This is a genomic window from Pseudomonas sp. R2-7-07 (assembly GCF_003852355.1).
Taxonomy (GTDB): Bacteria; Pseudomonadota; Gammaproteobacteria; order Pseudomonadales; family Pseudomonadaceae; genus Aquipseudomonas.
On record NZ_CP027759.1, the window covers coordinates 358,663 to 385,101 of the forward strand.

Annotated in this window: 22 protein-coding genes; 9 read left to right on the forward strand and 13 right to left on the reverse strand. The window is 60.8% G+C overall.

The features are described from left to right. The first annotated feature begins 17 nt into the window (after window positions 1–17). The gene (locus C4J86_RS01490; protein WP_124369221.1) at window positions 18–449 is read left to right on the forward strand and encodes a thioesterase family protein; all 432 of its coding nucleotides are present in this window, start codon (window positions 18–20) and stop codon (window positions 447–449) included. Window positions 450–693: 244 nt separating this feature from the next. Here the strand turns inward: C4J86_RS01490 and C4J86_RS01495 are convergent, their stop codons facing one another. The 3 genes from C4J86_RS01495 to fdhD all read right to left on the reverse strand — a co-directional run bounded on the left by C4J86_RS01495 (window position 694) and on the right by fdhD (window position 4,617). Next, on the reverse strand, window positions 694–1,173 hold the full coding sequence (locus tag C4J86_RS01495) for a glycine zipper domain-containing protein (protein WP_124369222.1): 480 nt from the start codon (window positions 1,171–1,173) through the stop codon (window positions 694–696). Window positions 1,174–1,432: 259 nt separating this feature from the next. Next, window positions 1,433–3,781, reverse strand: coding sequence for an FdhF/YdeP family oxidoreductase (locus C4J86_RS01500; protein ID WP_124369223.1), 2,349 nt, complete (start codon window positions 3,779–3,781; stop codon window positions 1,433–1,435). After that, a complete protein-coding gene (fdhD, locus tag C4J86_RS01505) occupies window positions 3,778–4,617 on the reverse strand; it encodes a formate dehydrogenase accessory sulfurtransferase FdhD (protein ID WP_124369224.1) in 840 nt (279 codons plus the stop codon). Before fdhD ends, C4J86_RS01500 begins: the two co-directional genes overlap by 4 nt. Before the next feature lie 211 nt (window positions 4,618–4,828). Here fdhD and lysM point away from each other — a divergent pair, with 211 nt between their 5' ends. After that, on the forward strand, window positions 4,829–5,269 hold the full coding sequence (gene lysM, locus C4J86_RS01510; RefSeq protein ID WP_003187704.1) for a peptidoglycan-binding protein LysM: 441 nt from the start codon (window positions 4,829–4,831) through the stop codon (window positions 5,267–5,269). Window positions 5,270–5,378: 109 nt separating this feature from the next. Here the strand turns inward: lysM and yrfG are convergent, their stop codons facing one another. Next, the gene (yrfG, locus tag C4J86_RS01515) at window positions 5,379–6,041 is read right to left on the reverse strand and encodes a GMP/IMP nucleotidase (protein WP_124360812.1); all 663 of its coding nucleotides are present in this window, start codon (window positions 6,039–6,041) and stop codon (window positions 5,379–5,381) included. Window positions 6,042–6,128: 87 nt separating this feature from the next. Here yrfG and nudE point away from each other — a divergent pair, with 87 nt between their 5' ends. Both nudE and cysQ read left to right on the forward strand, forming a co-directional pair. Beyond that, window positions 6,129–6,695 (forward strand): ADP compounds hydrolase NudE, encoded by a 567-nt coding sequence (gene nudE, locus C4J86_RS01520; RefSeq protein WP_124369225.1) that lies wholly within the window; start codon window positions 6,129–6,131, stop codon window positions 6,693–6,695. After that, window positions 6,692–7,528: a 3'(2'),5'-bisphosphate nucleotidase CysQ gene (gene cysQ / locus C4J86_RS01525; RefSeq protein ID WP_124369226.1), complete on the forward strand. Its 837-nt coding sequence runs from the start codon at window positions 6,692–6,694 to the stop codon at window positions 7,526–7,528. The genes nudE and cysQ overlap by 4 nt, the downstream gene beginning before the upstream one ends. A 109-nt stretch (window positions 7,529–7,637) precedes the next feature. On the opposite strand, the gene C4J86_RS01530 is transcribed toward cysQ, so the two are convergent. The 7 genes from C4J86_RS01530 to rfbB are packed head-to-tail and all read right to left on the reverse strand — an operon-like array spanning window position 7,638 to window position 14,721. Next, entirely contained in the window at window positions 7,638–8,093 is a 456-nt protein-coding gene (locus C4J86_RS01530) for a thioesterase domain-containing protein (RefSeq protein ID WP_124372375.1), read from the reverse strand. A gap of 26 nt (window positions 8,094–8,119) precedes the next feature. Then, window positions 8,120–9,505: a sigma-54 dependent transcriptional regulator gene (locus C4J86_RS01535; protein WP_124369227.1), complete on the reverse strand. Its 1,386-nt coding sequence runs from the start codon at window positions 9,503–9,505 to the stop codon at window positions 8,120–8,122. Next, window positions 9,502–11,310, reverse strand: a complete 1,809-nt coding sequence (locus C4J86_RS01540) for an ATP-binding protein (protein WP_124365448.1) — start codon at window positions 11,308–11,310, stop codon at window positions 9,502–9,504. The genes C4J86_RS01535 and C4J86_RS01540 overlap by 4 nt, the downstream gene beginning before the upstream one ends. A gap of 36 nt (window positions 11,311–11,346) precedes the next feature. Continuing rightward, window positions 11,347–12,228 (reverse strand): dTDP-4-dehydrorhamnose reductase, encoded by an 882-nt coding sequence (rfbD, locus tag C4J86_RS01545; RefSeq protein ID WP_124369228.1) that lies wholly within the window; start codon window positions 12,226–12,228, stop codon window positions 11,347–11,349. Then, a complete protein-coding gene (rfbC, locus tag C4J86_RS01550) occupies window positions 12,225–12,770 on the reverse strand; it encodes a dTDP-4-dehydrorhamnose 3,5-epimerase (RefSeq protein WP_124369229.1) in 546 nt (181 codons plus the stop codon). The genes rfbD and rfbC overlap by 4 nt, the downstream gene beginning before the upstream one ends. Next, complete coding sequence (gene rfbA / locus C4J86_RS01555; protein ID WP_124369230.1) at window positions 12,767–13,642, reverse strand: glucose-1-phosphate thymidylyltransferase RfbA; 876 nt, start codon at window positions 13,640–13,642, stop codon at window positions 12,767–12,769. Before rfbA ends, rfbC begins: the two co-directional genes overlap by 4 nt. Continuing rightward, the gene (gene rfbB, locus C4J86_RS01560; protein WP_124369231.1) at window positions 13,639–14,721 is read right to left on the reverse strand and encodes a dTDP-glucose 4,6-dehydratase; all 1,083 of its coding nucleotides are present in this window, start codon (window positions 14,719–14,721) and stop codon (window positions 13,639–13,641) included. Before rfbB ends, rfbA begins: the two co-directional genes overlap by 4 nt. Window positions 14,722–14,872: 151 nt before the next feature. On the opposite strand from rfbB, the gene C4J86_RS01565 reads away from it, so the two are divergent. From C4J86_RS01565 to C4J86_RS01575, 3 genes are all read left to right on the forward strand, one after another. Further along, window positions 14,873–17,779, forward strand: a complete 2,907-nt coding sequence (locus C4J86_RS01565) for an aminotransferase (protein ID WP_124369232.1) — start codon at window positions 14,873–14,875, stop codon at window positions 17,777–17,779. 121 nt (window positions 17,780–17,900) lie between these two features. Next, entirely contained in the window at window positions 17,901–19,007 is a 1,107-nt protein-coding gene (aguA, locus tag C4J86_RS01570) for an agmatine deiminase (protein ID WP_124369233.1), read from the forward strand. Between the two features lie 237 nt (window positions 19,008–19,244). Next, a complete protein-coding gene (locus tag C4J86_RS01575; RefSeq protein WP_124369234.1) occupies window positions 19,245–19,460 on the forward strand; it encodes a hypothetical protein in 216 nt (71 codons plus the stop codon). A gap of 71 nt (window positions 19,461–19,531) precedes the next feature. Here the strand turns inward: C4J86_RS01575 and C4J86_RS01580 are convergent, their stop codons facing one another. Then, complete coding sequence (locus tag C4J86_RS01580) at window positions 19,532–21,619, reverse strand: TonB-dependent siderophore receptor (protein ID WP_124369235.1); 2,088 nt, start codon at window positions 21,617–21,619, stop codon at window positions 19,532–19,534. A gap of 408 nt (window positions 21,620–22,027) precedes the next feature. Between C4J86_RS01580 and C4J86_RS01585 the strand changes: the two genes are divergently transcribed. Together C4J86_RS01585 and C4J86_RS01590 are read left to right on the forward strand one after the other, a co-directional pair. After that, entirely contained in the window at window positions 22,028–23,314 is a 1,287-nt protein-coding gene (locus C4J86_RS01585) for an OprD family porin (RefSeq protein WP_124369236.1), read from the forward strand. Between the two features lie 133 nt (window positions 23,315–23,447). Beyond that, on the forward strand, window positions 23,448–24,779 hold the full coding sequence (locus C4J86_RS01590; RefSeq protein WP_372239250.1) for an IS4 family transposase: 1,332 nt from the start codon (window positions 23,448–23,450) through the stop codon (window positions 24,777–24,779). A gap of 75 nt (window positions 24,780–24,854) precedes the next feature. On the opposite strand, the gene C4J86_RS01595 is transcribed toward C4J86_RS01590, so the two are convergent. Next, the gene (locus C4J86_RS01595; RefSeq protein ID WP_124369237.1) at window positions 24,855–26,432 is read right to left on the reverse strand and encodes a M48 family metallopeptidase; all 1,578 of its coding nucleotides are present in this window, start codon (window positions 26,430–26,432) and stop codon (window positions 24,855–24,857) included. Window positions 26,433–26,439 lie beyond the last annotated feature (7 nt).

Genomic DNA, 26,439 nt, shown 5'->3' on the forward strand with positions numbered 1-26,439 from the left:
TCTAACGAGAGGTGCCCATGCCTGACTCAGTGCCCCAACGTGCCGATTACGCACACTTCCAGCCGATCATTACGCGCTGGCACGACAATGACGTGTACGGCCATGTGAATAACGTCACCTACTACAGTTTTTTCGACACGGCAGTGAATACCTACTTGATCGAACAGGGCGGTCTGGATATTCATGACGGGGAAGTGGTCGGGTTTGTAGTCAGTTCGGCGTGCGATTACTTTGCGTCGATCGCTTTCCCAGAGCACATTGATATCGGCCTGCGAGTGGGCAAGTTGGGCAATAGCTCAGTGCAATACGAGTTGGCGGTATTCAAGGCAGGCGAGCAGGAAGCCTGTGCGGCGGGGCGTTTTGTGCATGTGTTTGTCGAACGGGGCACGAACCAGCCGGTGACGATTCCGGGGAGGTTGCGTGAGGCGTTGCAGCGGTTGGTGGTCTGACTCGTTCAGACAAACGCCGCAAAACCAAACGTGGGAGAGGGCTTGCCCTAACGCCATTCAGTTAAGCGAAAGTGGTCCACTGTAGGAGCGAGCTTGCTCGCGAAAAACGTCTAGGCAACGCGTTCATTCTGAATAAACGCGGAGGCCCAGAGTTCTTCGCGAGCAAGCTCGCTCCTACAAAAAGCCTTAACTGACGGCATTAAGGCTTGCCCCCTCCCACATTGATTTGCAGTGTTCTTAAAGCTTAGCGGTGACGGTAGTGATGTTTGTTCTTGCGATGCCCATAGGCATGACCGCGGCCAGGGTGGCCATCGCGGTAGTAGCGACGGTCGTCGCGGCCACGGTAACGACGGTCATCGTCATCGCTCTTGTTGCCCATGTAGTTGCCCAGCGCGCCACCTGCGCCACCGCCGGCGGCTGAGCCGATCAGTGCGCCGGTGCTGCCGCCGACACTGCGGCCTACCACGTTGCCGCCGGCGGCGCCCAGTGCACCGCCAATGGCGGCTTCGCCACGGCTGCGCTTGTCGGCGCCGACTGCGCTACCGCCCGCGCCACCTAGCGCTGCGCCGATGGTCGAACCGGTGTTGCCGCCCAACTGCTGGCCGACAACCGAGCCTAGAACCCCGCCCAATGCGCCGCCCACACCGGCTTCGGTGGTGCCACCGGCCATGGCTGCGCCACTGACCAGGCCAAGGGACAACAAGAGAATCGAGGAGAACTTCATTCAGGGAAACCTCAAGGGGATGACGGCGCGATCCTGAGGTTGTATCGAGTCGCTGACAATCGAAATCCGACCGGCGGCAGCAGTTGTATACAATTTGCTAAGTTGCTGTTTTGTATGGGGAACTTAAGTTGTTTTTACGAGTCTTTAGCTACTTGGGAACGGCCGCTTTTATATAAAAAGCGGCCTTTTTTTGTGCCTGCAGAATGTGTAGTGATCGTGCGGGCTTCTTTGCCAAAGCGGCAGTTCAAACAAACCCGTGTCAGGCCGAGCGCGCCATGATCAACCCATTATCGCTCGCCGCCTCCAAACGAATCGCCACAAACTTCGACGTCGGCGTATGGCTACCGTCGCCCGTGCTTTCCAATGGCACCAGAGGGTTCACTTCCGGATAGTAAGCAGCGGCCTGCCCGGCCGGAATATCGAACGCCAGTAGGGTGAAGCCCTTGACGCGCCGCTCTCGGCCGTCTTCCCACAGCGAAATGATGTCCGCCTTCTGCCCCGGCTTGAAGCCCAGGCGGATGATGTCGGCTTCGTTAACGAACAGCACATCCCGTTGGCCTTTGACGCCGCGATAACGGTCGTCTAGCCCATAGATAGTGGTGTTGTACTGATCGTGGGAACGCATCGACTGCATGATCAGGTCCGGCACACGCCCTGTGGCGTGGGTGCGTTCGTGAATCAGGTCTTTGGGCAGGACGTTCGGTCGGAAGTTGGCGCGGCCCGATGGGGTGTTCCAGCGGCGTGCGCCGGCGGAGTTGCCCAAGTAGAAACCGCCCGGGTTTTTGAGCTTCTCGTTGAAGTCCTTGAAGCCTGGAATGGTGTCGGCGATCAGGTCGCGAATGCGTCCGTAGTCAGCCACCAGCCAATTCCAATCCACCGGTTTGCTGCCCAGGGTCGCGGCGGCAATGCCCGCCACAATCGCGGGCTCCGATTTCATCAGCTTCGACAGCGGCTGCAATTGGCCGTTGGAGTCGTGGACCATGCTGAACGAGTCTTCCACAGTCACCGCTTGCGGGCCCTCGGCCTGGATGTCGATGTCGGTACGGCCCAGGCATGGAAGGATCAGCGCGTCTTTGCCGTGCATCAGATGGCTGCGGTTGAGCTTGGTGCTGATCTGTACAGTCAGGTCGCAGTTACGCAATGCTTCGAACGTGCGGGTGCTGTCCGGCGTGGCCTGGGCGAAGTTGCCGCCAAGGCCGATAAACACCTTGGCGCGGCCTTCAAGCATCGCGTGGATGGCTTCGACCACGTTGTGGCCATTGGTGCGCGGCACCTGGAACTGGAAGCGGCGCTCCAGTGAGTCGAGGAATGCCACCGGTGGGCGTTCGTTGATGCCCATGGTGCGGTCGCCCTGCACGTTGCTGTGACCGCGCACCGGGCACAGGCCGGCACCTGGGCGGCCGATATTGCCGCGCAGCAACATCAGATTGGCGATTTCCTGGATGGTCGGCACCGAGTGACGGTGTTGGGTGATGCCCATCGCCCAGCACATGATCACGTTCTTGCCTTTGGCATACATGCGCGCGGCTTGCTCGATCTCCACCAGTGTCAGGCCGGACTGCTCGACGATTTCCTCCCACGAGGTGTCGTCGATCTGGCCCAGATAGTCCAGCACGGTGATGGTGTGTTCGTTGAGAAAGTCGTGATCGAACACTGCTTCCTTGCCTTCGGCCAAGGCTTGACGCTCCCACAGCAGCAGGAACTTGGCCATGCCGCGCAGGATGGCCATGTCGCCGCCCAGCGCCGGGCGGAAGTAGGCGGTGTTGGTTGGCTTGTCGCCGTTGGTGAGCATTTCCAGCGGATGTTGCGGGTGCTGGAAGCGTTCCAGGCCACGTTCTTTCAGGGGGTTGATACACACCACCTGAGCGCCGCGCTTCACCGCTTCGCGCAGCGGCTCGAGCATGCGTGGGTGGTTGGTGCCGGGGTTCTGGCCCCAGACGAAAATTGCGTCGGCATGTTCGAAGTCATCAAAGGTCACCGTGCCTTTGCCCACGCCCACACTCTGGGCCAGGGCGACGCCGCTGGCTTCGTGGCACATGTTCGAGCAATCCGGGAAATTGTTGGTGCCGTAGGCGCGCACAAACAGCTGGTACAGGTAGGCGGCTTCGTTGCTGGCGCGACCCGAGGTGTAGAACTCGGCCATGTCCGGGCTGGGCAGGGCATTGAGGTGCTTGCCGACCAGGTCGAACGCGGCGTCCCAACTGATGGGCTGGTAGCGGTCGGTCGCGGCGTCGTAGCGCATAGGCTCGGTGAGACGCCCTTGGTACTCCAGCCAGTAATCGCTTTGTTCCAGCAGCGCGGTCACGCTGTGTTTGGCGAAGAATGCGGCGTCCACGCGGCGCTTGGTGGCTTCCCAGTTGACCGCCTTGGCGCCGTTTTCGCAGAACTTGACCATGCCACTTTCCGGCGAGTCGCCCCAGGCACAGCCCGGGCAGTCGAAGCCGCCGTTCTGGTTGGTCTTGAGCATCATGCGCAGGTTTTTCAGCGCGTTGTCGCTGGTCAGCCAGGCGTGCGCCACGCTGATCAATGCACCCCAGCCGCCTGCCGGGCCTTTATAGGGCTTGTAGCGTGGGGTTGGGGTTTGGTCGGCTTGGTGGTGAAGGCTCATGGCTGGTACTCCATCGCTGGGCTGTAAACCCGCGGCGCGCTTTTCTGCGGCAGGTGGATGAGATTGAGGTTATGCCGGCGCGCCCATTGCAGGGCAAGGCCGGTGGGCGACGACAGGCTGACCAGGGTCTGGATGCCCGCGCGCAGGACTTTCTGGATCAATTCGAGGCTGCATCGGCTGGTGACAATTGCCAGGCCACCGTCGGTCGGAATCTGTTGGCGGATCAGTGCGCCAATCAATTTATCCAGGGCGTTATGCCGGCCGATGTCTTCGCGGCCCATCAGCAATTCGCCCTGGTTGTTCATAAATATGGCTGCGTGCACCGCGCCGCTGTGTTGGCCCAAGGGCTGGAAGGCGCTGATGCGCTGGCGCAGCCCATCAAGCCATGCGGCGGGTGGCAAGGGTGCGCCGGGCAGCACCTGCAGGTCGGGCAAGGCCTGCTCCACGGCTTCGACGCCGCACAGCCCGCAGCCGCTGGTGCCCGCTAATTGGCGGCGCTGCTGCTTGAGGTTCCAGAACGCCCGGCTGGAAATCTGTACCTGGGCATACTGAGCAGAGCCCGAGCCGCTGAGCTTCAGGTCATAGATGTCGCTGACGTCGGTGATAATGCCGCTGCCAAGGCTGAAGCCGACAATGAAGTCTTCCAGGTCGGTGGGCGTCACCAGCATGACGGCCTGGCTGATGTCGTTATAGGCAATCGCCAACGCCACCTCTTCGGCCAGTGCAGTACTGCCGACGTCTGTGAGTTCGAGATTGCTGTACTCATAGCTCTGGCTGGCGGCGGGCGCGGGCGTTTCAAGGGCGGGCGCCGCGCAGGTTGGGCGCTTGGCGTTCATGAGGCAATTACCACCGACGGATTGATCAGTGTTCAGACTAGGCGCGACAAAGGGTCGCGTCTAATTGCCAGTATTGATGTAGTGATAGACGGCGTCGATCAAGGCTCGGTTTTGCGCGGTTGTCTGCTCGCCGTCGCAGGCTCTGGAACCCAAAACCTTGGGACTGGTCTAGTCTTGGGCATCAGGAACTTAAACCCAAGGAGAGCGCACTATGAGTATTTTCAGCTTTATCAAAGAAGCCGGCGAAAAGATCGTCGACCTGTTGACGCCGGGTAATGCGAACGCGAGTGAGCAGTTGAAGGAGCATGTGAGCAAGGTGGGCCTGGGTAATCCAAACGTGCAAACCACGGTGGATGGCGACAAGGTCACCGTGACCGGTGAAGTGGCCACCCAGGAAGAGAAAGAAAAGATCCTGCTGGCACTGGGCAACATCGCCGGCGTGGCGAGCGTGGATGATCAGATCACCGTCACTGGCCCTGCGGTTACCGCTGCGCGTTTCGTCGTGGTGAAAAAGGGCGATACCCTCAGCGCGATTTCCCTGGCTGTGTACGGTAACGCCAACCAGTACAACAAGATTTTCGAGGCCAACAAGCCGCTGTTGTCGCACCCGGACAAAATCTACCCAGGCCAGACCCTGCGTATTCCTGAGTAATACGCACAACAACCCTGTGGGAGGGGGCTTGCCCCCGATGGCAGTGTGTCAGTCACTGGATGTGTTTCTGATATACCGCTATCGGGAGCAAGCCCCCTCCCACATGGGTTCAGAGTCCGGCTATTAGATCGCGGTAGTCCTCGACAGCCGCGAATTCAGCTGTGTCCTTCGGCCCCTTCTTGCTGTCCGGCTCTTTCACCGCCAGCAAATGCCCCACACCGAACTCCCTGGCGCTGCGCAGGATCGGCAGGGTGTCGTCGATAAACAGGCTACGGGCCGGGTCGAACTGGATATCAGCGTGCAGCGCTTCCCAGAACTGTTGGTTTTCCTTGGGAAAACCGTAATCGTGGGAGCTGATCAGTTGCTCGAAGTACGGCGCCAGCTCAATGCGCTCCAACTTCAATGACAACGAATCGCGGTGAGCATTGGTGATCAGGATCACGCGTTTGCCGGCCTGTTTGATCGCCGCCAGAAATGTATCGGCGTCCGGGCGCAGGGCGATCAGGTGGGCGGTTTCAAGCTTGAGTTCGCGCACTGGGATCTTCAGTTCGGCGCTCCAGAAATCCAGGCAATACCATTGCAACTGTCCGGCGTTACGCTCGAACAGGGGCTGCAGTTCCATTTCGGCCATGGCCCGGCTTACGCCATGCAGTTCGGCATAGCGCTGGGGCAGGTGCTCCATCCAGAAATGGTTGTCGTAGTGCAGGTCGAGCAAGGTGCCGTCCATGTCCAGCAGGACGGTATCGATGGCGTGCCAGGGCAAAGAGGGCATGGGGCGTTCTCATGTAAGTAAAGATATCCGACACAGACAATCGGAAAAGCCACGGTATAGTAACCCGATCACGCCAAGGAGCCGTTCATGCGCCAGAAACCCACCGTCCTCGCCCGCGAAATAGTCGCCAGTAGCCGTTTGTTCCGCGTGGAGGAAGTGCAATTGCGCTTTTCCAATGGCGTTGAACGGACCTACGAGCGCCTGGTGGGCCGTGGTGTCGGTTACGGCGCAGTGATGATCGTCGCGATGATCGACGAAGACCATGCCTTGCTGGTGGAAGAGTACTGCGGTGGCACCGACGAGTATGAGTTGTCCTTGCCTAAAGGCTTGATCGAGCCCGGCGAGGATGTGCTGGCGGCGGCTGACCGCGAACTCAAGGAAGAGGCCGGCTATGGCGCACGCCAGTTGGAACACATTACTGAGCTTTCGCTGTCACCCGGCTACATGAGCCAGAAAATCCAGGTGGTGCTGGCCACCGAGCTTTATGAAGAGCGCCTGGAAGGCGATGAGCCCGAGCCCATGCGCGTGGAGCGGGTCAACCTGCGTGAGCTGTCGGCACTGGCGCAAAACGAGCAGTTCAGTGAGGGCCGGGCACTTGCCGCGCTGTACCTGGTGCGAGACCTGCTGACCCAGCGTGGAGTGTTTACCTTATGAGCGAACTGTTTCTGGGCCACCCCTTTATCGCCCCCGTCATCGAACTGGCTCGCCAGGCCGGTGAAGCCATCCTGCCGTACTGGCGTGCCGACGTCGCGGTTACCTCCAAAGCGGATGATTCGCCGGTGACGGCCGCCGACCTGGCTGCGCACCACCTGATTCTCGCTGGCCTCACTGCGCTGGACCCAAGCATTCCGGTGCTGTCCGAAGAAGACGCCGATATCGACCAGAGCGTGCGCGCCGGTTGGCAGCGTTGGTGGCTGGTGGACCCGTTGGATGGGACCAAGGAATTCATTGGTGGCAGTGAAGAATTCACGGTCAATATCGCCTTGATCGAACAAGGCCGCGTGGTGTTCGGCGTGGTGTCGATGCCCACCAGTGGTCGTTGCTACTTCGGCGGCGCGGGCCTGGGGGCTTGGCGTTCGGATGTGAATGCCGCGCCCAGGCAGATCCAGGTGCGCCAGGCTCCGGCCGCGGGTGAAGCCTTTACCGTGGTTGCCAGCCGCCGTCATACCAGCCCGGAGCAGGAGCGTTTGCTGGAGGGGCTGAGCCAAGGCTTGGGGGAGCTGAAACTGGCGAATATCGGCAGCTCGTTGAAGTTCTGCCTGTTGGCCGAGGGCAGTGCCGACTGCTATCCGCGCCTGGCGCCGACCTCGCAGTGGGACACTGCGGCGGCGCAAGGCGTGCTGGAAGGGGCGGGGGGCGAAGTGCTGGAGTTGAATGGCAAGCCGTTCAGCTACCCGGCGCGGGAATCGTTGTTGAACCCGTTTTTCCTGGCGCTGCCGGCCAAGGCGGCGTGGCGTGAGCGCCTGTTGACCCTGGCCAGATCCTGAAGCCGCAACAGATCAAACTGTGGGAGGGGGCTTGCTCCCGATAATGGAATGTCAGTCACTGAATGTGCTGCTGATACACCGCTATCGGGAGCAAGCCCCCTCCCACATTTTAGCGGTGCAGGACGTACTGACCAGTGAAGGCTACTGCTCTTTCGTCACTGCCCTCATTCACAATCCACGTCTCCAGCGTCAACCGCGCTCGCCCATAACGCTTGTACGTTGCGACAAAGCGCTTCCACACTTTCTCCTCCGGCGCCGCGCAAATCACCGTCGCGTCCTGCGTCACCGGCAACGGATAGCTGATCTGCCCTTCCTGAATCACGATATGCCCGTCTTCGATGCCCTCTTCGCGTAGTTTCAGGTGCAACCAACCCCAACCCGCCAGCACGGCGCCGCAGTAGAGGCTGCCACCAAACATGGTGCTCTTGTGGTTGATATTGGCTTGCAAGGGTAAATGCAGTTGCAGTTGGCCGTGTTGCCAGTCGAGCACCTTGAGGCCCATTTCCCGGGTGAGAGGGATGTCGTGGTGGAGGATGGATTCCAGGTAACGGCTGTCGCGGCTCATGGCGGTCTCTTGGCGGGTGGGCAGGGTCATTCGTCGTCTGCGCTGTGGCTGGCGCTGTCGGCGAAGTTCAGGCCATGCTTGCGCAGTTTGTCGTGCAGGGTTTTACGGGGCACGCCGAGGGCTTCGGCGAGGCTGCGCATGGAGCTGTGGGGGCGGGTCAGTTCGGCGGCGATCAGGCTTTTTTCGAATTGTTCGACCTGCTCGCTCAAGCCGCCGGGCGTGGAGGTCAGTGTGCTGGCGGAGGGATTGTCCTGCGTACTGTCCAAGGCCAGTTCAAGGCCCAGGGCAAAGCGTTCGGCGGCGTTTTGCAGCTCGCGTACGTTACCTGGCCAACTGTGGCGCAACAGCAGCGCGCGCTGGCCCGGTTGCAGCTCATGCAAGGGCAGGCCGTGGCGGCTGCTGGCTTCGTCGGCGAAGTGCTGGAACAGCATCAGCGCATCTTCACCACGCTCGCGCAGTGGCGGAATGCGCAGCGGCGCGACATTCAGGCGGTAATACAAGTCGGCCCGGAAGCGGCCCTGGTCGGCCGCCTGGCGTAGGTCTTCCTTGGTGGCGGCGATGATGCGGATATCCAGTGCAATCAACTGGTTGCCGCCCAGCCGCTCCACGACGCGCTCCTGCAGCAGGCGCAACAGCTTGACCTGTACATCCAGGCTCATGCTTTCGATTTCATCGAGGAACAGCGTGCCGCCATTGGCGAATTCGAACTTGCCGATGCGGCGCTTCTGCGCGCCGGTAAACGCGCCCGGTTCATGGCCGAACAGCTCGCTTTCCACCACCGATTCGGCCAGGGCCCCGGCGTTGATCGCCACGAACGGACCGCTGCGGCGGCTCGACAGATCGTGCAAGGCGCGGGCGACTACTTCTTTGCCGGCGCCGGTTTCGCCAAGGATCAGCACATCGGCCTTGGTCGCCGCCAGTGCGCCGATTTGCTCGCGCAGGCGCAGCATCTGCGGCGAATGCCCCACCAGGCGCGTGCTCAGTTGCTGCCGATCGCTGAGGGCCAGGCGCAGACTGCGGTTGTCCAGCACCAGTCGGCGCAGGGCCAGTGCGCGGCGCACGCTGTCGAGCAAGGCGTCGCTGGCGAAGGGCTTTTCGAGGAAGTCATAGGCGCCGGCACGCATGGCCTGCACCGCCAGCGGCACGTCACCGTGGCCGGTGATCAGCAGCACGGGCAGGTCCGGGTCCTGGCCGTGCAGTTCGGCGAGCAGTTCCAGGCCGTCCATGCCGGGCATGCGGATATCGCTGACCACGACGCCCGACCAGTCCCGCGACAAGCGCGCGGTGAGGCCGCTGGCTTCGCCCAGGGGCAGCACTTTCAGCCCGGCCAGGTCCAGGGTCTGGCACAGCGCCTGACGCAAATGGGGATCGTCATCGATCAGCACCACCTGAATCTGGTTATCGATACTCATACACTGCGGTCCTCGGACGGTTGCAGACTGACGCCCGGCGAGCCGGCACGCAATTTCAAGGTTAACAGCGCGCCGCCTTCCTTGTGGTTGGCGAACAGCAGTTCGCCGCCGAAGGCACGCATCAGGGTGTCACAGATGGCGAGGCCCAGGCCCAGGCCCTGGGTGCGCGTCTTGGTGGTGTAGAACGGCTCGCTGGCGCGGCCCAACGCTTCCATGCAAAAGCCCGGGCCGTTGTCGCGAATGTACAGGTTGACGCCCTGGTCAGTGGTTTGGGCGCTCAGCCACAGTTTGCGTGGCGGGCCTTTTTCGGTAAGGGCGTCCAGGGCATTGGCCAGCAAGTTGCCCAGCACCTGGCGCAGACGGGTTTCACCGGCTTGTACCCATAAGGTCGCTTCGGGTAAGTCGCGGATCAATTCCACTTCCATCGAGCGCCGCCGTTTGGCCAGCAAGGCCAGGGCATCGTCCAGCGCGGGTTGCAGCGCCACGCTTTCCGGCGCGTGGCGGTCACGGCGGGCGAACGCGCGCAAGTGGGCGATGATCGACGCCATGCGCCCGGTCAGTTCGCTGATCAACTTGAGGTTGCCGCGCGCATCGGCGGTGCGTTCATGGTCGAGCAGGATTTCCGCGTTTTCCGCGTAGCTGCGAATCGCTGCCAGGGGTTGATTCAGTTCATGGCTGATACTGGCCGACATGGTGCCCAGCGCCGAGAGTTTACCGGCCTGCACCAGGTCATCCTGAGCACGTACCAGTTCCTGCTGGGCGTGTTCGCGCTCCAGCACTTCCTGTTTCAGGCGCCGGTTCAGGCCTTCCAGGTCGCTGGTGCGCTCGGCCACGCGCATTTCCAGCTCGCGGCGGGCCTTGGCTTCGAAGGCGATACGCTCCAGGTAATGCCGGCGGCGCTGCATCATCAAGCCGAGCAGCAGCATCAGCACCAGCAAGGTCGCGCCGCCTACGGCCACCACGGTACGCACCGGGCGGTTGATCAAGGATTGGGGGGCGAGGATTTCCACATTCCAGCCGGTCTCGGCGATGGCGGTGGATTGGCGCAGCCAGGCGCTGCTGCTGAGGTTCAGCGGCTGAGGATCACGGGTGGGATAAGGCTGGATGGCAATAATGGCCTGGCGCTCTGCGGCGGTCAGCGGCCGGGTGGCGCGGAACCGCCATTGCGGGCGCGAGGTGAGGATTACCACGCCGTTGTGGTCGGTCACCAGGAGTTGTTCCGGGGTGTTGCCCCACAAGCTCTCGGTGTGGTCCAGATCCACCTTGACCACCAGCACGCCAATGATGTTCTCGCCATCGCGTACGGCGGCGGCGAAGAAGTAACCGCGCTTGGCCGAGGTGGTGCCTAGCCCGAAAAAGCGCCCCAGGCGCCCGGCCATGGCTTCGCTGAAATAGGGGCGAAAGGAAAAGTTGCGCCCGACGAAGCTGTCTTGTTTGTCCCAATTGGACGCGGCGAGAGTCTTGCCGGTGGTGTCCATCAGGTACATCACCTCCACCCCGGCCTGGGCGGCGACGTCCTTGAGCAGCGAGTTGGCGTTGACCAGGTTGGTGCTGACGTGAGGCGCATCCAGCGCGGTGCGCAGGGCCGGCAGGTCACCGAGGATCTGCGGCAGCACTTCATAGCGGTGCAGAGTGCCTAACAGGTTGGCGACGTACAGGTCGAGGGTCTGACGGTTCTGCCCGGCCAGCTCGCTGCGGTAGTAGCGCTCGGCCAAGTGTTCCAGCGGCCAGAGCAGCGGCGCCAGGCACAGCGCCAACAGGGCGAGGCTGCGCCAGCGGGGTCTTCGCGGAAGGGGTGGGGTCATGGGAATCGTGCGCCTGTGGGTACAGGCGCATTATGCCTAGTGCTGCCCGGCAAGACACTCGTGCAATGCGTCTTGCCATTGCGGCTGGCTGACTTGCCATTGCTGTTGCAGACGGCTGCAATCCAGGCGCGAATTCAGCGGGCGCAGGGCGGGTGTCGGATAGGCGCTGGACGGGATCGCTTCCAGTTCGGCGCAGGCTTTGCCCGCAGCGCGAAGGGCTTGGCCAATGGCCTCGGCAAAGCCGAACCACGACGTCTCACCCTGGGCCGTGAGGTGGTAAACCCCCCAATCCCCGGCGTCACCGGCTTGCCAGCGCTCAATCAACGCACGCGTACTGTTGGCGATGGTCCCGGCCCAGGTTGGCGCGCCGATCTGGTCGGCGACGATGCGCATCTGCGGCTTCTCCTGCAGCAGACGCTGCATGGTCAGCAGGAAATTCTTGCCGTGGCTCGAATACACCCAACTGGTGCGCAGAATCAGGTACTTCCCGCCCACGGCCGCAATCGCCTGCTCGCCCGCCAGCTTGCTCTGGCCGTAGACGCCCAGTGGGTTGGGTGAGTCGCTTTCGGTGTAAGGGGCCGGCTTGCTGCCGTCGAACACGTAGTCGGTCGAGTAGTGAATCAGCGGGATGCCAAGGGCCTTGGCTTCTTCGGCGAGGATGCCGGGGGCGATGGCGTTGATGGCGAAGGCTGCTTCCGGCTCGCTTTCGGCCTGATCGACCGCCGTGTGGGCGGCGGCGTTGATGATCAGGCTTGGGCGGTGGGCGCGCACCTGCTCACGGATGAGCGGTGCGTTGGCAAGGTCCAGTTGGTCACGACCCAGCACGATGAGTTCGCCCAGGCCTTGGAGCCGCTGTTGCAGCTCCTGGGAGACTTGGCCGTGTTGGCCGGTGATCAGTATTTTCAGGGGGGCTATCATGGGAACAGGTCCGCAACTTTCAGGCTTTTACCGGTTTGATCCTTGGCGGACAGGGTCGGTGGGCCATTGAGTTGCCAATTGATATTGAGGTCCGGGTCGTCCCAGCGAATGCACCGCTCGGCAGACGGCGTGTAGTAATCTGTCGTCTTGTAGAGGAATTCGGCGTAATCGCTCAGCACAACGAACCCATGGGCGAAACCGGGTGGAATCCACAGTTGACGATTGTTCTCGGCAGACAGGCGCACGCTGGTCCATTGACCGAAATGAGGAGAGCTGCGGCGGATGTCCACCGCCACATCCAATACTTCCCCGGCCGTCACCCGCACCAGTTTCCCCTGGGCGTGTTCTATCTGGTAGTGCAAGCCGCGCAGCACGCCTTTCAACGAGCGTGAGTGGTTGTCCTGCACGAATTGAAGTTTCAATCCGCTGGCGTTTTCAAATTCGCGAGCGTTGAAACTCTCATAAAAAAAGCCGCGGTCATCGCCAAAAACCTTTGGTTCGATGACCAATACACCAGGCAGCTCAGTGGCGCTCACATTCATTTAGGGTTCCCGGCCAGAGTGTACAGATACTGACCATAGCCAGTTTTGCCGAAATATTTCGCACGTTCCAGCAGATAGTCACGATCAATCCAGCCGTTCTCGTAGGCAATCTCTTCCAGGCAGGCTACTTTCAGGCCCTGGCGGTGCTCGATGGTCTGCACATAGGTCGACGCTTCCAGCAAGCTGTCGTGGGTGCCGGTATCAAGCCAGGCGAAACCACGACCGAAACGCTCAACGTGCAGGTCGCCGCGCTTGAGGTAGGCGTTGTTGACGTCGGTGATCTCCAGCTCGCCGCGTGGCGAAGGCTGGACGGCCTTGGCGATCTTGATCACGTCGTTGTCATAGAAATACAGGCCGGTCACCGCATAGCTGGATTTAGGCTTCGCCGGTTTTTCCTCGATCGACAGGGCACGGCCTTCTTGGTCGAAATCGATCACGCCGAAACGCTCCGGGTCTTTCACCCAGTAGCCGAACACCGTGGCGCCCGACGGGCGTTGGGCAGCGTGGCGCAATTGGTCACCGAAATGCTGGCCATGGAAGATGTTGTCGCCCAGGATCAGGCACACCGGGTCATCCCCGATGAATTCCTCGCCAATGATGAACGCTTGTGCCAAGCCGTCCGGCGAAGGCTGCTCCGCATAGCTGAAACGCACGCCGAACTGGCTGCCATCGCCCAACAGGTTGCGGTATTGCGGCAGGTCCACGGGCGTGGAGATCACCAGGATGTCCTTGATCCCCGCCAGCATCAGCACCGAGATCGGGTAATAGATCATCGGCTTGTCATACACCGGCAACAGTTGCTTGGACACGCCCAGGGTGATGGGGTGCAAACGGGTGCCGGAACCGCCGGCCAATACAATTCCCTTCATCATGCGATCAGATCCTTTACGTCAGTATTGCCGAGTCGTTCACCTTGATAACTGCCATCCTGGACCCTGCGGCACCATTCCAGGTTATCGAGGTACCACTGCACGGTTTTGCGCAGGCCGGTTTCAAAGGTTTCTTCCGGGACCCAGCCCAGTTCGCGCTCGATCTTGCTGGCGTCGATCGCGTACCGCTGGTCGTGGCCCGGACGATCCTTGACGAAAGTGATCAGGTCGGTGAACTTTTCCACCCCGGCTGGACGCTGTGGCGCCAGCTCTTCCAACAGGGCGCAGATGCCGCGAACTACGTCGATGTTCTTCTGTTCGTTGTGGCCACCGATGTTGTAGGTCTCGCCCACCACCCCAGTAGTCACTACCTTGAGCAGCGCACGGGCGTGGTCTTCGACGAACAGCCAGTCGCGCACTTGCAAGCCATCGCCATAGACCGGCAACGGCTTGCCGGCCAGGGCGTTGAGGATAACCAGAGGGATCAACTTTTCTGGGAAGTGGAACGGCCCATAGTTGTTTGAGCAGTTGGTCAACAGCACCGGCAAGCCGTAGGTACGCTGCCAGGCGCGGACCAGATGGTCGGAGGCTGCCTTGCTCGCAGAGTACGGCGAGCTGGGGGCGTAGGGCGTGGTTTCGGTGAAGAGATCGTCCACACCGTGCAGGTCCCCATACACCTCGTCAGTGGAGATGTGGTGGAAGCGGAATGCGCTTTTAGCCGGTTCTGCCAGCGTCTGCCAGTACGCCCGGGTGGCTTCCAGCAGGCTGTAGGTACCGACAATGTTGGTCTGGATAAAATCCGACGGGCCGTCGATGGAACGGTCCACATGGGACTCGGCCGCCAAATGCATGATCGCTTCGGGCTTGAAGCGCGCCAGCACCGCGCTGACGGTGGCCTGGTCGATGATATCGGCCTGGACGAACTCATAGCGGCTGTTGGACGCAATGCTGGCCAGCGACTCAAGGTTGCCGGCGTAAGTGAGTTTGTCCAGGTTGAGCACTTCATGCTCGGTGTGCTGGATCAGATGCCGGATCAGGGCCGAGCCAATAAATCCGGCACCGCCGGTGATGAGAATACGCATGTCGAGGGCCTTTTCCTTAGACGGACATTAAGCGAAAGAAGCATAGCTTGAGTTGTGAATCGGGCGGGCGCAAGTGCGGCGAGCACGAGGGGTTGATTAACGCCCCGGAACAATGGCGATATAGACGCCTGATAAAACCGAGGTCGTCACAATGTTGCTTGCCACATTGATCCATCGTGCCAGTTTGCCTTGCCCCCAGTTGAGCCTTGAGCAGGCGGCCCATTTGCTTGAGCAGCGTTACGGCCTCAGGGGCACATTGCAGTCATTGGGCAGCCAACAAGACCTTAACTACAGGATCGACAGCGCCTTGGGCCGCTTTGTTCTGAAAATCTGCCGGGGTGACTACGCCGCAATCGAGCTACTGGCCCAGCATGCAGCCCTCAACGAGCTGCAGGCCCACGTAAAGGTGCGCGTGCCCAAGGTCATCAAGGCCCTCAATGGCGACGAACTGCTGAGCGTCACCGTCGATGGGCAAACCCTGCACCTGCGGCTACTGGACTACATCGACGGCCAGCCGCTGACCGATTTGCCTCACCTGGGCCGCGATGTGATCGCAGGGTTCGGCGACCTGTGCGGGCGAATGAGCCTGGCACTGTCAACGTTCACCCATCCCGGCCTGGACCGCACCCTGCAATGGGACCCACGCCACGCGCAGGAGCTGATTACCCATCTGCTGGCGACCTTGCCCGAGCTTCCCCATCGCACTGCACTGGAGCAGCTCACCGGGCAGATCGAAGCGCATATCCGGCCTCTGGCTGCACACCTGCCCTGGCAGGCCGTGCACATGGACATCACCGATGACAACGTGGTCTGGCAGCGCGATGCGCAGCGGTATTGGCAGGTCCAGGGGGTGATCGATTTCGGCGACCTGGTGCACACCTGGCGCATCGCTGACCTGTCGGTGACGTGCGCTGCGCTGCTGCATCACGCTGAGGGCGACCCGTTTGCCATCCTGCCGGCGATCCAAGCCTGTCATGCGATCACGCCGTTGCAGCATGAAGAGTTGCGCGCGCTGTGGCCGTTGATCGTCGCCCGCGCGGCGGTGTTGGTGTTGAGCAGTGAGCAGCAGCGACGTCTGGACCCTGATAACGCCTACCTGTTGAAGAACGCCGAGCACGAGTGGGAAATTTTCCATGTCGCCACGTCGGTGCCGTTCGAACTGATGGAAGCGGCGATCCTGAACAGCGTCGGCGAGGCGTTGCCTGCCTTGTCCAGCCAGGACTTTGCCCCCTTGCTGCCGGGGCTGGTCGGGCGGGAGTTCGCGCTGATCGACCTGGGCGTGCTCAGCCCGCATTTCGAGGCGGGCAATTGGGAGACGCCGGGCATGGATCGGCGGCTGCTGAATGAAGCCGCTGCGGTGCATGGGCTGGCAGCCAGCCGTTATGGGCAATATCGCTTGTCGCGCACCCGCCCGGACAGTGCTGGGGAACCGGACACCTTCGCTCTTCATGTCGAATTAAGCCTGCCCCATGGCACAGTGCTTGAGGCACCTTTCGCCGGGACACTGCGCGAGGGCGCCGACGGCTTGCTGTGTGTGTACGAAGAGCGCCTGAATCTGCGCGTATGGGGCGTGACAACGCGGCTCAAAGCCGGTGCGCAGGTGGTGAAGGGGCAAATACTCGGTGAAGTCCACGGGCCGTTGATCGTGCAGCTGTGTCGTGCCGATCTTGCGCCCCCGCTGTTCTGTGCGCCTTCCCGGGCGTCGGCGTGGCGGGCGCTGTGCCCGTCACCGGCGGCGTTGCTCGGGCTGGCCTGTGATGCCGAACCGGAGCTGGACGCCGAAGCCCTGCTGGCCCGGCGCGAAGCCAGCTTCGCCCGTTCGCAGAAGCATTATTACGTCGACCCGCCCCGTATCGAGCGGGGCTGGCGCAATCACTTGATCGACATGCAGGGCCGCTCCTACCTGGACATGCTCAACAACGTGGCGGTGCTGGGCCACGGCCACCCGCGCATGGCGGCGGTGGCGGCGCGGCAGTGGTCACTGCTCAACACCAATTCACGGTTTCACTACGCGGCGATTGCCGAGTTTTCCGAACGTCTGCTGGCGCTGGCACCGGCGGGCATGGACCGGGTGTTCCTGGTCAACAGCGGCACCGAGGCCAATGACCTGGCGATCCGCCTGGCCTGGGCCTACAGCGGCGGGCGCGACATGCTCAGCGTGCTGGAGGCCTATCACGGCTGGTCGGTGGCGGCGGACGCGGTGTCTACCTCAATTGCCGACAACCCCCAGGCGTTGAGCAGCCGCCCGGACTGGGTGCACCCGGTGACGGCGCCGAATACCTACCGGGGTGAGTTTCGCGGGCCAGACAGTGCGCCTGACTATGTACGAAGCGTGGAGCATAACCTGGCGAAAATCGCCGCTGGCCAACGCCAACTGGCGGGTTTCATCTGCGAAGCGGTGTATGGCAACGCCGGTGGCATTTCGTTGCCGCCCGGCTATTTGCAGCAGGTCTATGGGCTGGTCCGCGCCCAGGGCGGTGTCTGCATTGCCGATGAGGTGCAGGTAGGTTATGGGCGCATGGGGCATTTTTTCTGGGGCTTTGAAGAGCAGGGCGTCGTGCCGGACATCATTACCATGGCCAAGGGGATGGGCAACGGGCAGCCACTGGGCGCGGTGATCACCCGTCGAGAGATTGCCGAAGCCCTGGAGGCCGAGGGCTATTTCTTCTCGTCATCGGGCGGCAGCCCGGTGAGCTGCCGTATCGGCATGGCGGTGCTGGATGTGATGGAAGAGGAAAAGCTGTGGGAAAACGCCCAGGTAGTGGGCGGGTATTTCAAGACACGCCTGCAAGCGTTGATCGAGCCTCACCCGTTAGTCGGTGCGGTACACGGTTCCGGCTTCTATCTGGGCCTCGAGCTGGTACGTGACCGACAAACCCTGGAACCCGCGACGCAAGAGACTGCGCTGTTATGCGACCGTCTGCGCGAACTGGGAATCTTCATGCAGCCGACCGGCGACTACCTGAACATCCTCAAGATCAAGCCGCCGATGGTCACGACCCGGCGCAGTGTGGATTTCTTCGTCGACATGCTGTCGAAGGTGCTGGATGAGCTGTAGTAATTCGATTGTTATCGGCTAAATTACGTGATTTAGCCTAATTATTATTCCTTTTCACTATTAAAACCGATATTTATCCGTTATAAAGTCGGCTTTCACCCCATTCGGAGTCCTCATCGCCATGACCACCCTGCACAGCACACCTCGCGCCGATGGCTTCCATATGCCCGCCGAATGGGCGCCACAGACTCAAACCTGGATGATCTGGCCCGAGCGCCCGGACAACTGGCGGCTCGGCGGCAAACCGGCGCAAGCGGCCCACGTGGCGGTGGCCAAGGCCATCGCACGGTTCGAGCCGGTGACCGTTGCGGTTTCCGCCGGCCAGTATGAAAACGCTCGTAGCCGCCTGGATGTGCCGAATATCCGCGTGGTGGAAATGTCCAGCGACGACGCCTGGGTACGGGACACGGGGCCGACCTTCGTGATCAACGACAGCGGTGAAGTACGCGGGGTGAACTGGGATTTCAACGCCTGGGGCGGTTTCGATGGTGGCCTGTATGCGCCGTGGAACCGTGACGCACAGGTGGGCGGCAAGATTCTCGAGATCGAGCGCGCGTCGCGTTATCGCACCGAAGGTTTTGTGCTGGAGGGCGGTTCGATCCACGTCGACGGCGAAGGCACCCTGATCACCACCGAAGAATGCCTGTTGAACCGCAATCGCAACCCGCATCTGGATCGCGCAGCCATTGAAGCGGTGCTCAGCGCCAACCTGGCTGTGGATAAGATCATCTGGTTGCCGGATGGCCTGTTCAACGACGAAACCGACGGCCATGTGGATAACTTCTGCTGCTACGTACGCCCAGGCGAAGTGCTGCTGGCCTGGACCGACGACCCGCAAGACCCGAACTACCTGCGCTGCCATGCCGCCATGGACGTACTGCAAAGCAGCACCGACGCCCGGGGCCGCTCGTTCACGGTGCATAAGATGCCAATTCCAGGGCCGCTGTACGCTACCGAAGAAGAATGTGCCGGTGTCGATCCGGTAGACGGCAGCCAGGAACGAAATCCGAGCGTGCGGTTGGCCGGTTCCTACGTCAACTTCCTGATCGTCAACGGTGGCATCATCGCGCCGAGTTTCGATGACCCGCTGGACCATCAGGCCAAGCAGATCCTGCAGAACCTGTTCCCACAACACGAAGTGGTGATGGTGCCGGGCCGCGAACTGTTACTGGGGGGTGGCAATATTCACTGCCTGACCCAGCAGCAGCCAGCACCGCAGAGAAATTGAGTGCAGTTGTAACAGCGCCTTGAGGGCGAGCGAGCACTGCGCGAGCGCAGTGTTCCAGGCAAGCCCGCGATCCAGCACGGTCGCGGGCATTTTTGTGCCTCAATACCTGTGAGTGCGGGAGATTGGCATAGCTCTTGTATCGGCAAACACACCACAGAGCGCCAAGGTGATGACCGCATGGTTCTGTCACAAACCTTGAGTAAGTTAGCCGCTCACGCAGCAGGAGAGAGCGCTGAAATGAATGCCGAAATCAACCCGATGTACACGCGCACGTTCCACCCGGTGCGGGTCGACGGCGATGCGATCCACGCGCTGGCGCTCTGGTTGAAGGAAAACGGCGCGCGCCAGAACAGGCAACCGCCTGACTGGCGCAGCGTGATGAGTGAACGCTACCCGGCGGGCTTGTTAACGGAGGATGAGGTGCAGGTCTTGTGCGAGCTGGAGCGCAACTGAAGAGCGCCGAAGAGTAAATGTGGGAGGGGGCTTGCTCCCTCCCACATTAGTTGCGTCTGGTCTGATCGAACCTAGAAGCTGTAGGTCCCTGTCACCACCAGGCTACGCGGCTCACCCGGCTGGATCTGCGCCACGCTGGTCGCGGAGGCGTAATAGTGTTTGTCAGCGATATTGTTCAACGCCGCCCGCACGTCCCACGCCTGTTGACGGAACCCGGCCAGCGCATCCCAGCGACCATATCCCGGTAACACCACGGTGTTGAGGCTGTCGGCATAACGATCACCGACCAGGGTCAGCCCGGTTTCCGCATACCAGCCCATCTCCGGCTTCCAGGTGACAAATAGGCGGCCATTACGCTTGGCCACGTCGCTGATGCGCTTGCCTTCGAAACCGTTGTTGTCCTTCTCGACCTTGGCATCCTGCAGACCCACGCCGCCGCGTACATACCAATTGCCGACGACCTTGCCGGTGGCTGTCAGTTCGATGCCGCGTGAACGTTGCTCGCCGGTCAGCAGGGTAATCGTGCGGTCCAGCGGGTCGCTGGTGCGGCGGTTGTAGAGCACCAGTTCATACACCGCCAAGGTGGTGCTCAAGCGGTCGTCGAGCCAATCGCTTTTGACGCCGATCTCCTTCTGTTTGGTCAGCTCGGGGCTCAAGTCGTTGACGCTGCCGGCCGCGTTCGGCGTGATGCCGATCAAACCGCCGCCTGCCGGGGAGAAGGTTTTGCTCCACGAGGCATAGAACGAGTGATGTTCCAGAGGCGTCCACACCAGGCCGACGCGCGGGCTGGTGCTGTGACTTTTGACGTTCTGCTGCGTATCGAGCAGCTTGTTGGTGGTGTCCACTTCGAAGCGGTCATAGCGCAGCCCGCCCAGGAGCTGCCACTGATCGTTCAGGCGCAGTTGGTCCTGCACGTACAGCGCGCGGCTTTCGACTTCAGTGTGGTTGTTGCTCGAAACGCTCATCCGCCCGGTATGGTTGAGGTGACGATTGGGGTGGTTGAGGTCCAGGCTCGGCACAGCCTGGCCGCCCCGATTGGTCGCGGTGGCTGAGTAGAGTGTCGGATCGCGGCGCTGGCTGCCCAGTTCAATCCCGGTGAGCAGGCGGTGCTCGAGGCCAAAGGTCTCGAAACCACCCTCCAGCTCCAGGTTGTTGAACACATTGCGCGTGGTCAGGTCCTGCTGCCAGTGCTGGCGGCTGACGGTGTTGGTTTTCGCGTCGTAGCCGGTCTGGTAGGTGTTGTCGAAATCACTGTCGAGCTTGAACACGCCCAGGGTGTGGCGCAGTTGCCAGTCGTCGTTGAGCGCATAGGCGAGCTTGGAGCGCAGGGACTGGGATGTGTCATCGATGTAATCGCCACTGGAGAAATAAGTGGTGCTGCGACTAACATCGGCAGGGCGCCCAATGACCCCAGGAATGCCACGGTCCGGCGTGCGGTTGTAGCGGCTGTATTCGTATTGCACCAGCCAGTTCAACTCGGGCGTGAGCTGCCAGCTCATCGACGGCGCGAACAACTGGCGGTTGCCGCTGACGCCATCGCGAAAGCTGTTGGTGTCCTGGTTGCCCATGTTCAGGCGCAGGCTGATGGTATCGCTGGGATCGGTGCTCAGGTCGGCATACACACTGCGCAGGTCGTTGCTGCCGCCCTGGGCTTCAAGGCTGGATTGACGGCCGGGGGATGGCAGCTTGCTGACCCGATTGACGATCCCGCCCTGGCCGCCGCGCCCATAGAGCACCGCCGCCGGCCCCTTCAGCACTTCGATGCGCTCGATATTGTGCAGGTCGCGCACGTACTGGCTGTCGTCGCGAATGCCGTCCAGGTAGAAGTCATTACTGGCGTCGAAACCACGGATACGCAGGCTGTCGAAGCGGGTGTCGGCGCCGCTGCTGACGTTGGGAATACCGCTCAACGCCTGGCCCAGATCGTTAGTGCCATAGGCGCGCAGGTTTTCGGTTTTCACCGAGTCGATCGCCTGGGGCACATAACGCACGGCAGTCGCGGTGCGCGTGGCGGTGTTGCTCTCCTTGACGCGCGGGTCGTCTTCATCGACTTCGGCGCTGATCGAGGTGGTAGGCAAGACCGTGGTGGCGCAGGCGAAACTGGCCGACAGCACAACGGAAAGCCCAAGGGAAATGGGCGTCAGGCGAGGGGCGAGCATGGGGAAATGTGTCCGAATTGTCAGGTAGGAAGAAGTGCGCGAATGGTAATGCTTTGCATTTGCCCGCGTGATCTATTCCCAAACGTAGCGGCTGATAATTTGTTACTTAGTGTGTTTTCGGCAGGAGAAAGGCGGTTTTTCCGACTTTTGCCAAAGCGCCATAGGTCTGTGCTTAGAATTATTTAGCCTAAATACAAGCGGTTCACGAAATTGACACATAGTTCAACGCGCGCATAGGATTGCGTCCAACGCCTGTGGCTAACAGCCATGACTCATCCAATAAGAAAAGGCCCGCGGCAGTTCAGTCGTCCGCGGGCCTTGTTTTTTTCGGAGAAAGTCGACATCAGAAAGCGATACGGGGCCTGGTGTCATAGCGCGTACTCAACCAGTAATAAGGAATATAAGAAAATGTTGAAGCAACGGATGAGTCTGATCGCTCTGGGGATTTTGAGCGCATCGACAGCCATGGCGAACGACCAGGAGCAATCCAAGGGTTTCGTTGAAGACAGCCACCTGAACATCGCAGCACGCAACGCCTACATCAGCCGGGACTACAAAAACGGCAAGCAGGACAAGGCCGAGTGGGGCCAGGGTTTTATCGGCAAGTTCGAGTCCGGCTTCACCCAGGGCACTGTGGGCGTGGGTGTGGACGTGATTGGCCAATACGCTATCCGTCTGGACGGCGGCAAAGGTCGCAGCGGTGCGGGCGGTATCGACTTCTTCAAACAAGGCGATAGCGGTGAAGCGGCCAACGATCTGGCCAAAGGTGGCGCTGCCGTCAAGGCGCGCATTTCCAACACCGTGATCAAATACGGTCAGCAGATGCCAGCCGTGCCTGTGTTGCAGTACGACAATTCGCGTTTGTTGTCGGAAACCTACGAGGGCACCTCGATCGTTTCCAAGGAAATCGCCGGTCTGCAACTGGACGCCGGCCACTTCACCAAGGAAGCACGCAAGAGCGCCGAAGGCAGCGACAGCGGTGGCCTGAAAAGCATCAACTACATCGGTGGCAGCTACAAATTCACCGAAAGCCTGTCGGCTGCCCTGTACGCGTCCGACATGCAGGACGTGCTGAAGAAGCAATACGTCAACGTTAACTATGTGCTGGCGCTGCCAGAGAAACAGTCGCTGACCTTTGACTTCAACGGCTACAAAACCAAGCTGGACCGCAGCTTCGCCCTGGAAAACCAGAAAGACGCCGACGCTCGCGACAACAAAATCTGGAGCCTGGGCGCTACCTGGGCCGTTGGCGCGCACAGCTTCACCATCGCGCACCAGCGCAGCACCGGTGACACCGGCTACCTCTACGGCGGCTACCGCAACGCTGGCGGCATCGGCGACGGCGGCAATACCATCCTGCTGGCCAACTCCTACTGGTCCGACTTCAACGGCAAGGACGAGCGCTCTTGGCAAGCAGGCTACGGCATCGACTTCACCACCTTCGGTGTACCGGGCCTGACCTACAACATTGCCTATGTACGCGGCACCAACATCGACGACGGCACTGGCCGTGGCGATGGCACCGAGCGTGAAATCTGGAACCAGTTCAAGTACGTGGTCCAGAGCGGCCCGGCCAAAGACCTGAGCCTGCGCGCTCGCGCCTCGTGGTTGCGCGTTTCCAACAACGCCAGCGAATACAACGTGGGCGGTAACGAAATCCGCCTGTTCGCCGACTACCCGATCAATGTTTTCTGATTGATTGCAGGTCGCGCCTGATGCCAGGCGAGAAAAACCCCGACTGGTTCGTAATGCTGTTCACTTAAGCATTTGAGTCCAAGCCGGGCTTTCTAGAGAATCCGATGTCAGACCCCTGGCATCGGATTTTTTTATGCCCATTCAGCAGCAGTTGCTCGACCTTGGCGATCTCTTCAATTTTTCTGACCTGAGTACCTTCACTCAGAACATCCCTATCGAGTGGGTAGCGAGTGCGCTGAACCTCTCGGCGCAAGCCACGATACGACGGCGCCGTTTGCCGAGCGATCAAGTTCTTTGGCTAGTTTTGGGCATGGCTCTGTTCCGCGATGAGCCTGTTCATGAGGTCGCCAGGCGTTTGAATATCTGCGCGCAAGGCTTGGCTTCTGATCAGTTGCTGGCCCGAAGCGGGTTAACTGAAGCTCGCAAAAGGCTTGGCGCTGACCCCGTTGAATCGCTGTTCCGTCAAACCGGTAAACATTGGGGCAACGAGCGCTACGAGGGAGATGACTGGAACGGTCTACAGGTCTTCGCGGTGGACGGTGCACTACTGCGAACTGCTGACTCACCTGAGCTCAGAGAACATTTTGGCTCCGGTAACACCGGCACCGACCGTCAGACCCCGTTTCCGATGCTGCGGCTCGTTGCGCTGATGAATGTCCGTTCGCATGTCATCCTCGATGCGCAGCTCAGCCCTTATCGGGGCAGTGAAATGCGGTTGGCCGAAACGTTTCTGGGGCAAATTCCGGACAATTCGATCACCTTGTTCGACAAAGGCTTCTGGGGCGCGGATCTACTGCTAAGCGTGGTGGGCGGCGGCGCGAACCGACACTGGCTGACACCTGCTCGCAAGAATTTGGTCATGGAGGAAGTAGAGCGCTACGGCGAGCACGACCGTCTCGTCCGGATGAAGGTTTCCCCTCAGGCACGTAAACGAAATCCTGAGTTGCCCCTGAGTTGGGAAGTGCGTGAAGTTAGCTATGAAAGCCATGGAAAAGTCAGATCGCTGCTTACCTCTTTGCCTGTCGAGGACTACGACACCGCAGCTGTGGCTGAGCTGTACCTGGAGCGATGGGAGATTGAGCTGGGCTTCAGGGATATCAAAAGCTCGATGCAACAGAACGCGGTAACGCTGCGCAGTAAGAAAGTCGAGCTGATTTATCAGGAGGTCTGGGGGCTTTTGCTGGCTTATAACATTATTCGTCGAGAGGCCAGCCAAGCCGCTGTAGCGTTCGGCCGCGCACCTTCGGATATACGGTTCAAGCCTGCCTGCCAGTACATAGCGGTGCAGTTGATAGTGATGGCAGCCGCTAATCCGGTATCTGCAACAGGAAGGAGGCTAAGCGAGCTGAGGGGAGGAGTAGGAGGAATGTTTCTGGATCACCGCCCAAGGCCGGGAAGGCCAAGGACGGTGAAGATTTCCAAAACCCGGTACCCAGTGGACCGTAAGGCTGCTCCGCTTAAGTGAACAGCATTACGACTGGTTCGGGGTTTTTTTATTTCTGGCGACGAGCATTTCCCGCTAGGCGGTGAGCATCGAACGTCAGGCCTTGATCGGCGCGAGCTTCTTGCAGTTTTCCTTGCGTGTCGGGTATCGCTCACACTTGCGCAGCACGGTTTGCACCTGCTGCACATTCTGCAGTTGCTGGTTGGCCAACAGTTTTTCCGTGATGAACAGTTCTTCCGAGCCCAGATTGCGTTCGGCCTTGTCGATCATCTGCAGTGCCGATTGCCCGTCGCCCCGCTTGAGGTGGTAGCTGATCATCAAGTCATAGGTGGAAGGGCCGGCCAGGGACCAGTCCTTGATCGCTTGCAACTCTTTCACCGCCTCGCTGTTTTTACCCTGGGCCAGGCGCAAGGTATAGGCGGTGCGCCGAATGCTCGGCTGGTCCTTGACGGGCGAGGCCAGGGCCTTGCGAACAAACCTTTCGGCATCCGGTACCTTGTTTTTCTCCAGGGCGTCGATTGCGAAGTATGCGTCTTTGTAGCCCTGCAAGGCCTCCGCCACTTTGGGCGTAGCCTTCATCTTCGACCAGCTTTGCGGGTTGACCCGGGCGCGGCGTTCCTGGCGATATTCGCGCTGCAAGTATTGGCGCAGCTCGGTGTCGCGGTCCGTGGTCGACATATGCGAGCGGTTGAAGTACTGCGTGGTTGCGGTGATGCCGGTGGTCAAGCCGTCCTTGACCAACACGTCCAACTCCTTGGTGAACTGGTTGAGATTGAACTGTTGCAGCGAATCCTGCATGGCATTCTTGCGCGCCGTGAGGAACCCCGTGAGCAAGGGCTTCTGTTTGCCCTGGAAGTCGTTGAGACGCTCCAGACTATGGGTAGCGGCGCGCGGCGCGTAACCGGCGCGGATCATCAAGTCGGTGCCAAGCAGGTCGGCCTGGTCTTCCTGGCTACGGCCCCAGGCGGTGCTCCACACTTGGTCGGAAAACGTATTGGCCAGCGCGGTGTACAGCACCGTGTTGCCGATGGTCTTCTGGGTACCGGCCGGGTCTTTGCTGAACAGCTTCATCGTACCGGCGCTACGGTCGACGCCGGTATCGGCAGCCATGGTAGCCAAGGCGACCGTGGAGGCGACGGTGGTAAACATGTCTTTCTGCTGCTGGAAGGCTGCCATGCGGTCATGGTGATGCAGCAGCACATGGCTCATTTCGTGACCAAGCATCGCCGCGATTTCGTCTTCGCTGGCAACGTTGTCCAGCATGCCCAGCGGTACGAACAGGTTGCCGTAAGGGTCTGCCGACGGTCCGAACCCATAACTGTCGGTGATCTTTACCTGTAGCGGCGGCACTTCGCCCGGCCAGCCCTTGGACAAGCGCGTGACAATGCCCTGCAAGTAGCCTTGCAGCATCGGGATATCCACCAGGTTCTGCTGGCGTGCTTCGGCAGCCGGCACCGCCCGCCCGTCGTAGCTCAGGCGCTGTTGGCTCTGGCGTTGGGGGTCCAGCTTGTAGTACTGGCGCACGTCGATGTTGTCCACGTAGTGGCCTTGGACCCGCGACTGGGTCGACGGCCCTACCAGGTTCAGGAACGCCTGGTCCGCGCCCTTCAAGGTGGCGCAACCACTGAGCACCGAACTGGCCAATAGGCTGGCTGCTACTAGATATTCCCTCACCGCAACG

What these genes read in the sequence shown, in the direction of transcription:
- C4J86_RS01530 (WP_124372375.1), bottom strand. Translation starts at nt 8,093, where the DNA reads ATGAGCCGCGACAGCCGTTACCTGGAATCCATCCTCCACCACGACATC.
- nudE (WP_124369225.1), top strand. Translation starts at nt 6,129, where the DNA reads ATGCGCCAGAAACCCACCGTCCTCGCCCGCGAAATAGTCGCCAGTAGC.
- lysM (WP_003187704.1), top strand. Translation starts at nt 4,829, where the DNA reads ATGAGTATTTTCAGCTTTATCAAAGAAGCCGGCGAAAAGATCGTCGAC.
- C4J86_RS01540 (WP_124365448.1), bottom strand. Translation starts at nt 11,310, where the DNA reads ATGACCCCACCCCTTCCGCGAAGACCCCGCTGGCGCAGCCTCGCCCTG.
- aguA (WP_124369233.1), top strand. Translation starts at nt 17,901, where the DNA reads ATGACCACCCTGCACAGCACACCTCGCGCCGATGGCTTCCATATGCCC.
- C4J86_RS01590 (WP_372239250.1), top strand. Translation starts at nt 23,448, where the DNA reads ATGCCCATTCAGCAGCAGTTGCTCGACCTTGGCGATCTCTTCAATTTT.
- C4J86_RS01565 (WP_124369232.1), top strand. Translation starts at nt 14,873, where the DNA reads ATGTTGCTTGCCACATTGATCCATCGTGCCAGTTTGCCTTGCCCCCAG.
- cysQ (WP_124369226.1), top strand. Translation starts at nt 6,692, where the DNA reads ATGAGCGAACTGTTTCTGGGCCACCCCTTTATCGCCCCCGTCATCGAA.
- rfbD (WP_124369228.1), bottom strand. Translation starts at nt 12,228, where the DNA reads ATGATAGCCCCCCTGAAAATACTGATCACCGGCCAACACGGCCAAGTC.
- rfbA (WP_124369230.1), bottom strand. Translation starts at nt 13,642, where the DNA reads ATGATGAAGGGAATTGTATTGGCCGGCGGTTCCGGCACCCGTTTGCAC.
- C4J86_RS01575 (WP_124369234.1), top strand. Translation starts at nt 19,245, where the DNA reads ATGAATGCCGAAATCAACCCGATGTACACGCGCACGTTCCACCCGGTG.
- yrfG (WP_124360812.1), bottom strand. Translation starts at nt 6,041, where the DNA reads ATGCCCTCTTTGCCCTGGCACGCCATCGATACCGTCCTGCTGGACATG.
- C4J86_RS01500 (WP_124369223.1), bottom strand. Translation starts at nt 3,781, where the DNA reads ATGAGCCTTCACCACCAAGCCGACCAAACCCCAACCCCACGCTACAAG.
- C4J86_RS01490 (WP_124369221.1), top strand. Translation starts at nt 18, where the DNA reads ATGCCTGACTCAGTGCCCCAACGTGCCGATTACGCACACTTCCAGCCG.
- rfbC (WP_124369229.1), bottom strand. Translation starts at nt 12,770, where the DNA reads ATGAATGTGAGCGCCACTGAGCTGCCTGGTGTATTGGTCATCGAACCA.
- fdhD (WP_124369224.1), bottom strand. Translation starts at nt 4,617, where the DNA reads ATGAACGCCAAGCGCCCAACCTGCGCGGCGCCCGCCCTTGAAACGCCC.
- C4J86_RS01585 (WP_124369236.1), top strand. Translation starts at nt 22,028, where the DNA reads ATGTTGAAGCAACGGATGAGTCTGATCGCTCTGGGGATTTTGAGCGCA.
- rfbB (WP_124369231.1), bottom strand. Translation starts at nt 14,721, where the DNA reads ATGCGTATTCTCATCACCGGCGGTGCCGGATTTATTGGCTCGGCCCTG.
- C4J86_RS01535 (WP_124369227.1), bottom strand. Translation starts at nt 9,505, where the DNA reads ATGAGTATCGATAACCAGATTCAGGTGGTGCTGATCGATGACGATCCC.
- C4J86_RS01580 (WP_124369235.1), bottom strand. Translation starts at nt 21,619, where the DNA reads ATGCTCGCCCCTCGCCTGACGCCCATTTCCCTTGGGCTTTCCGTTGTG.
- C4J86_RS01495 (WP_124369222.1), bottom strand. Translation starts at nt 1,173, where the DNA reads ATGAAGTTCTCCTCGATTCTCTTGTTGTCCCTTGGCCTGGTCAGTGGC.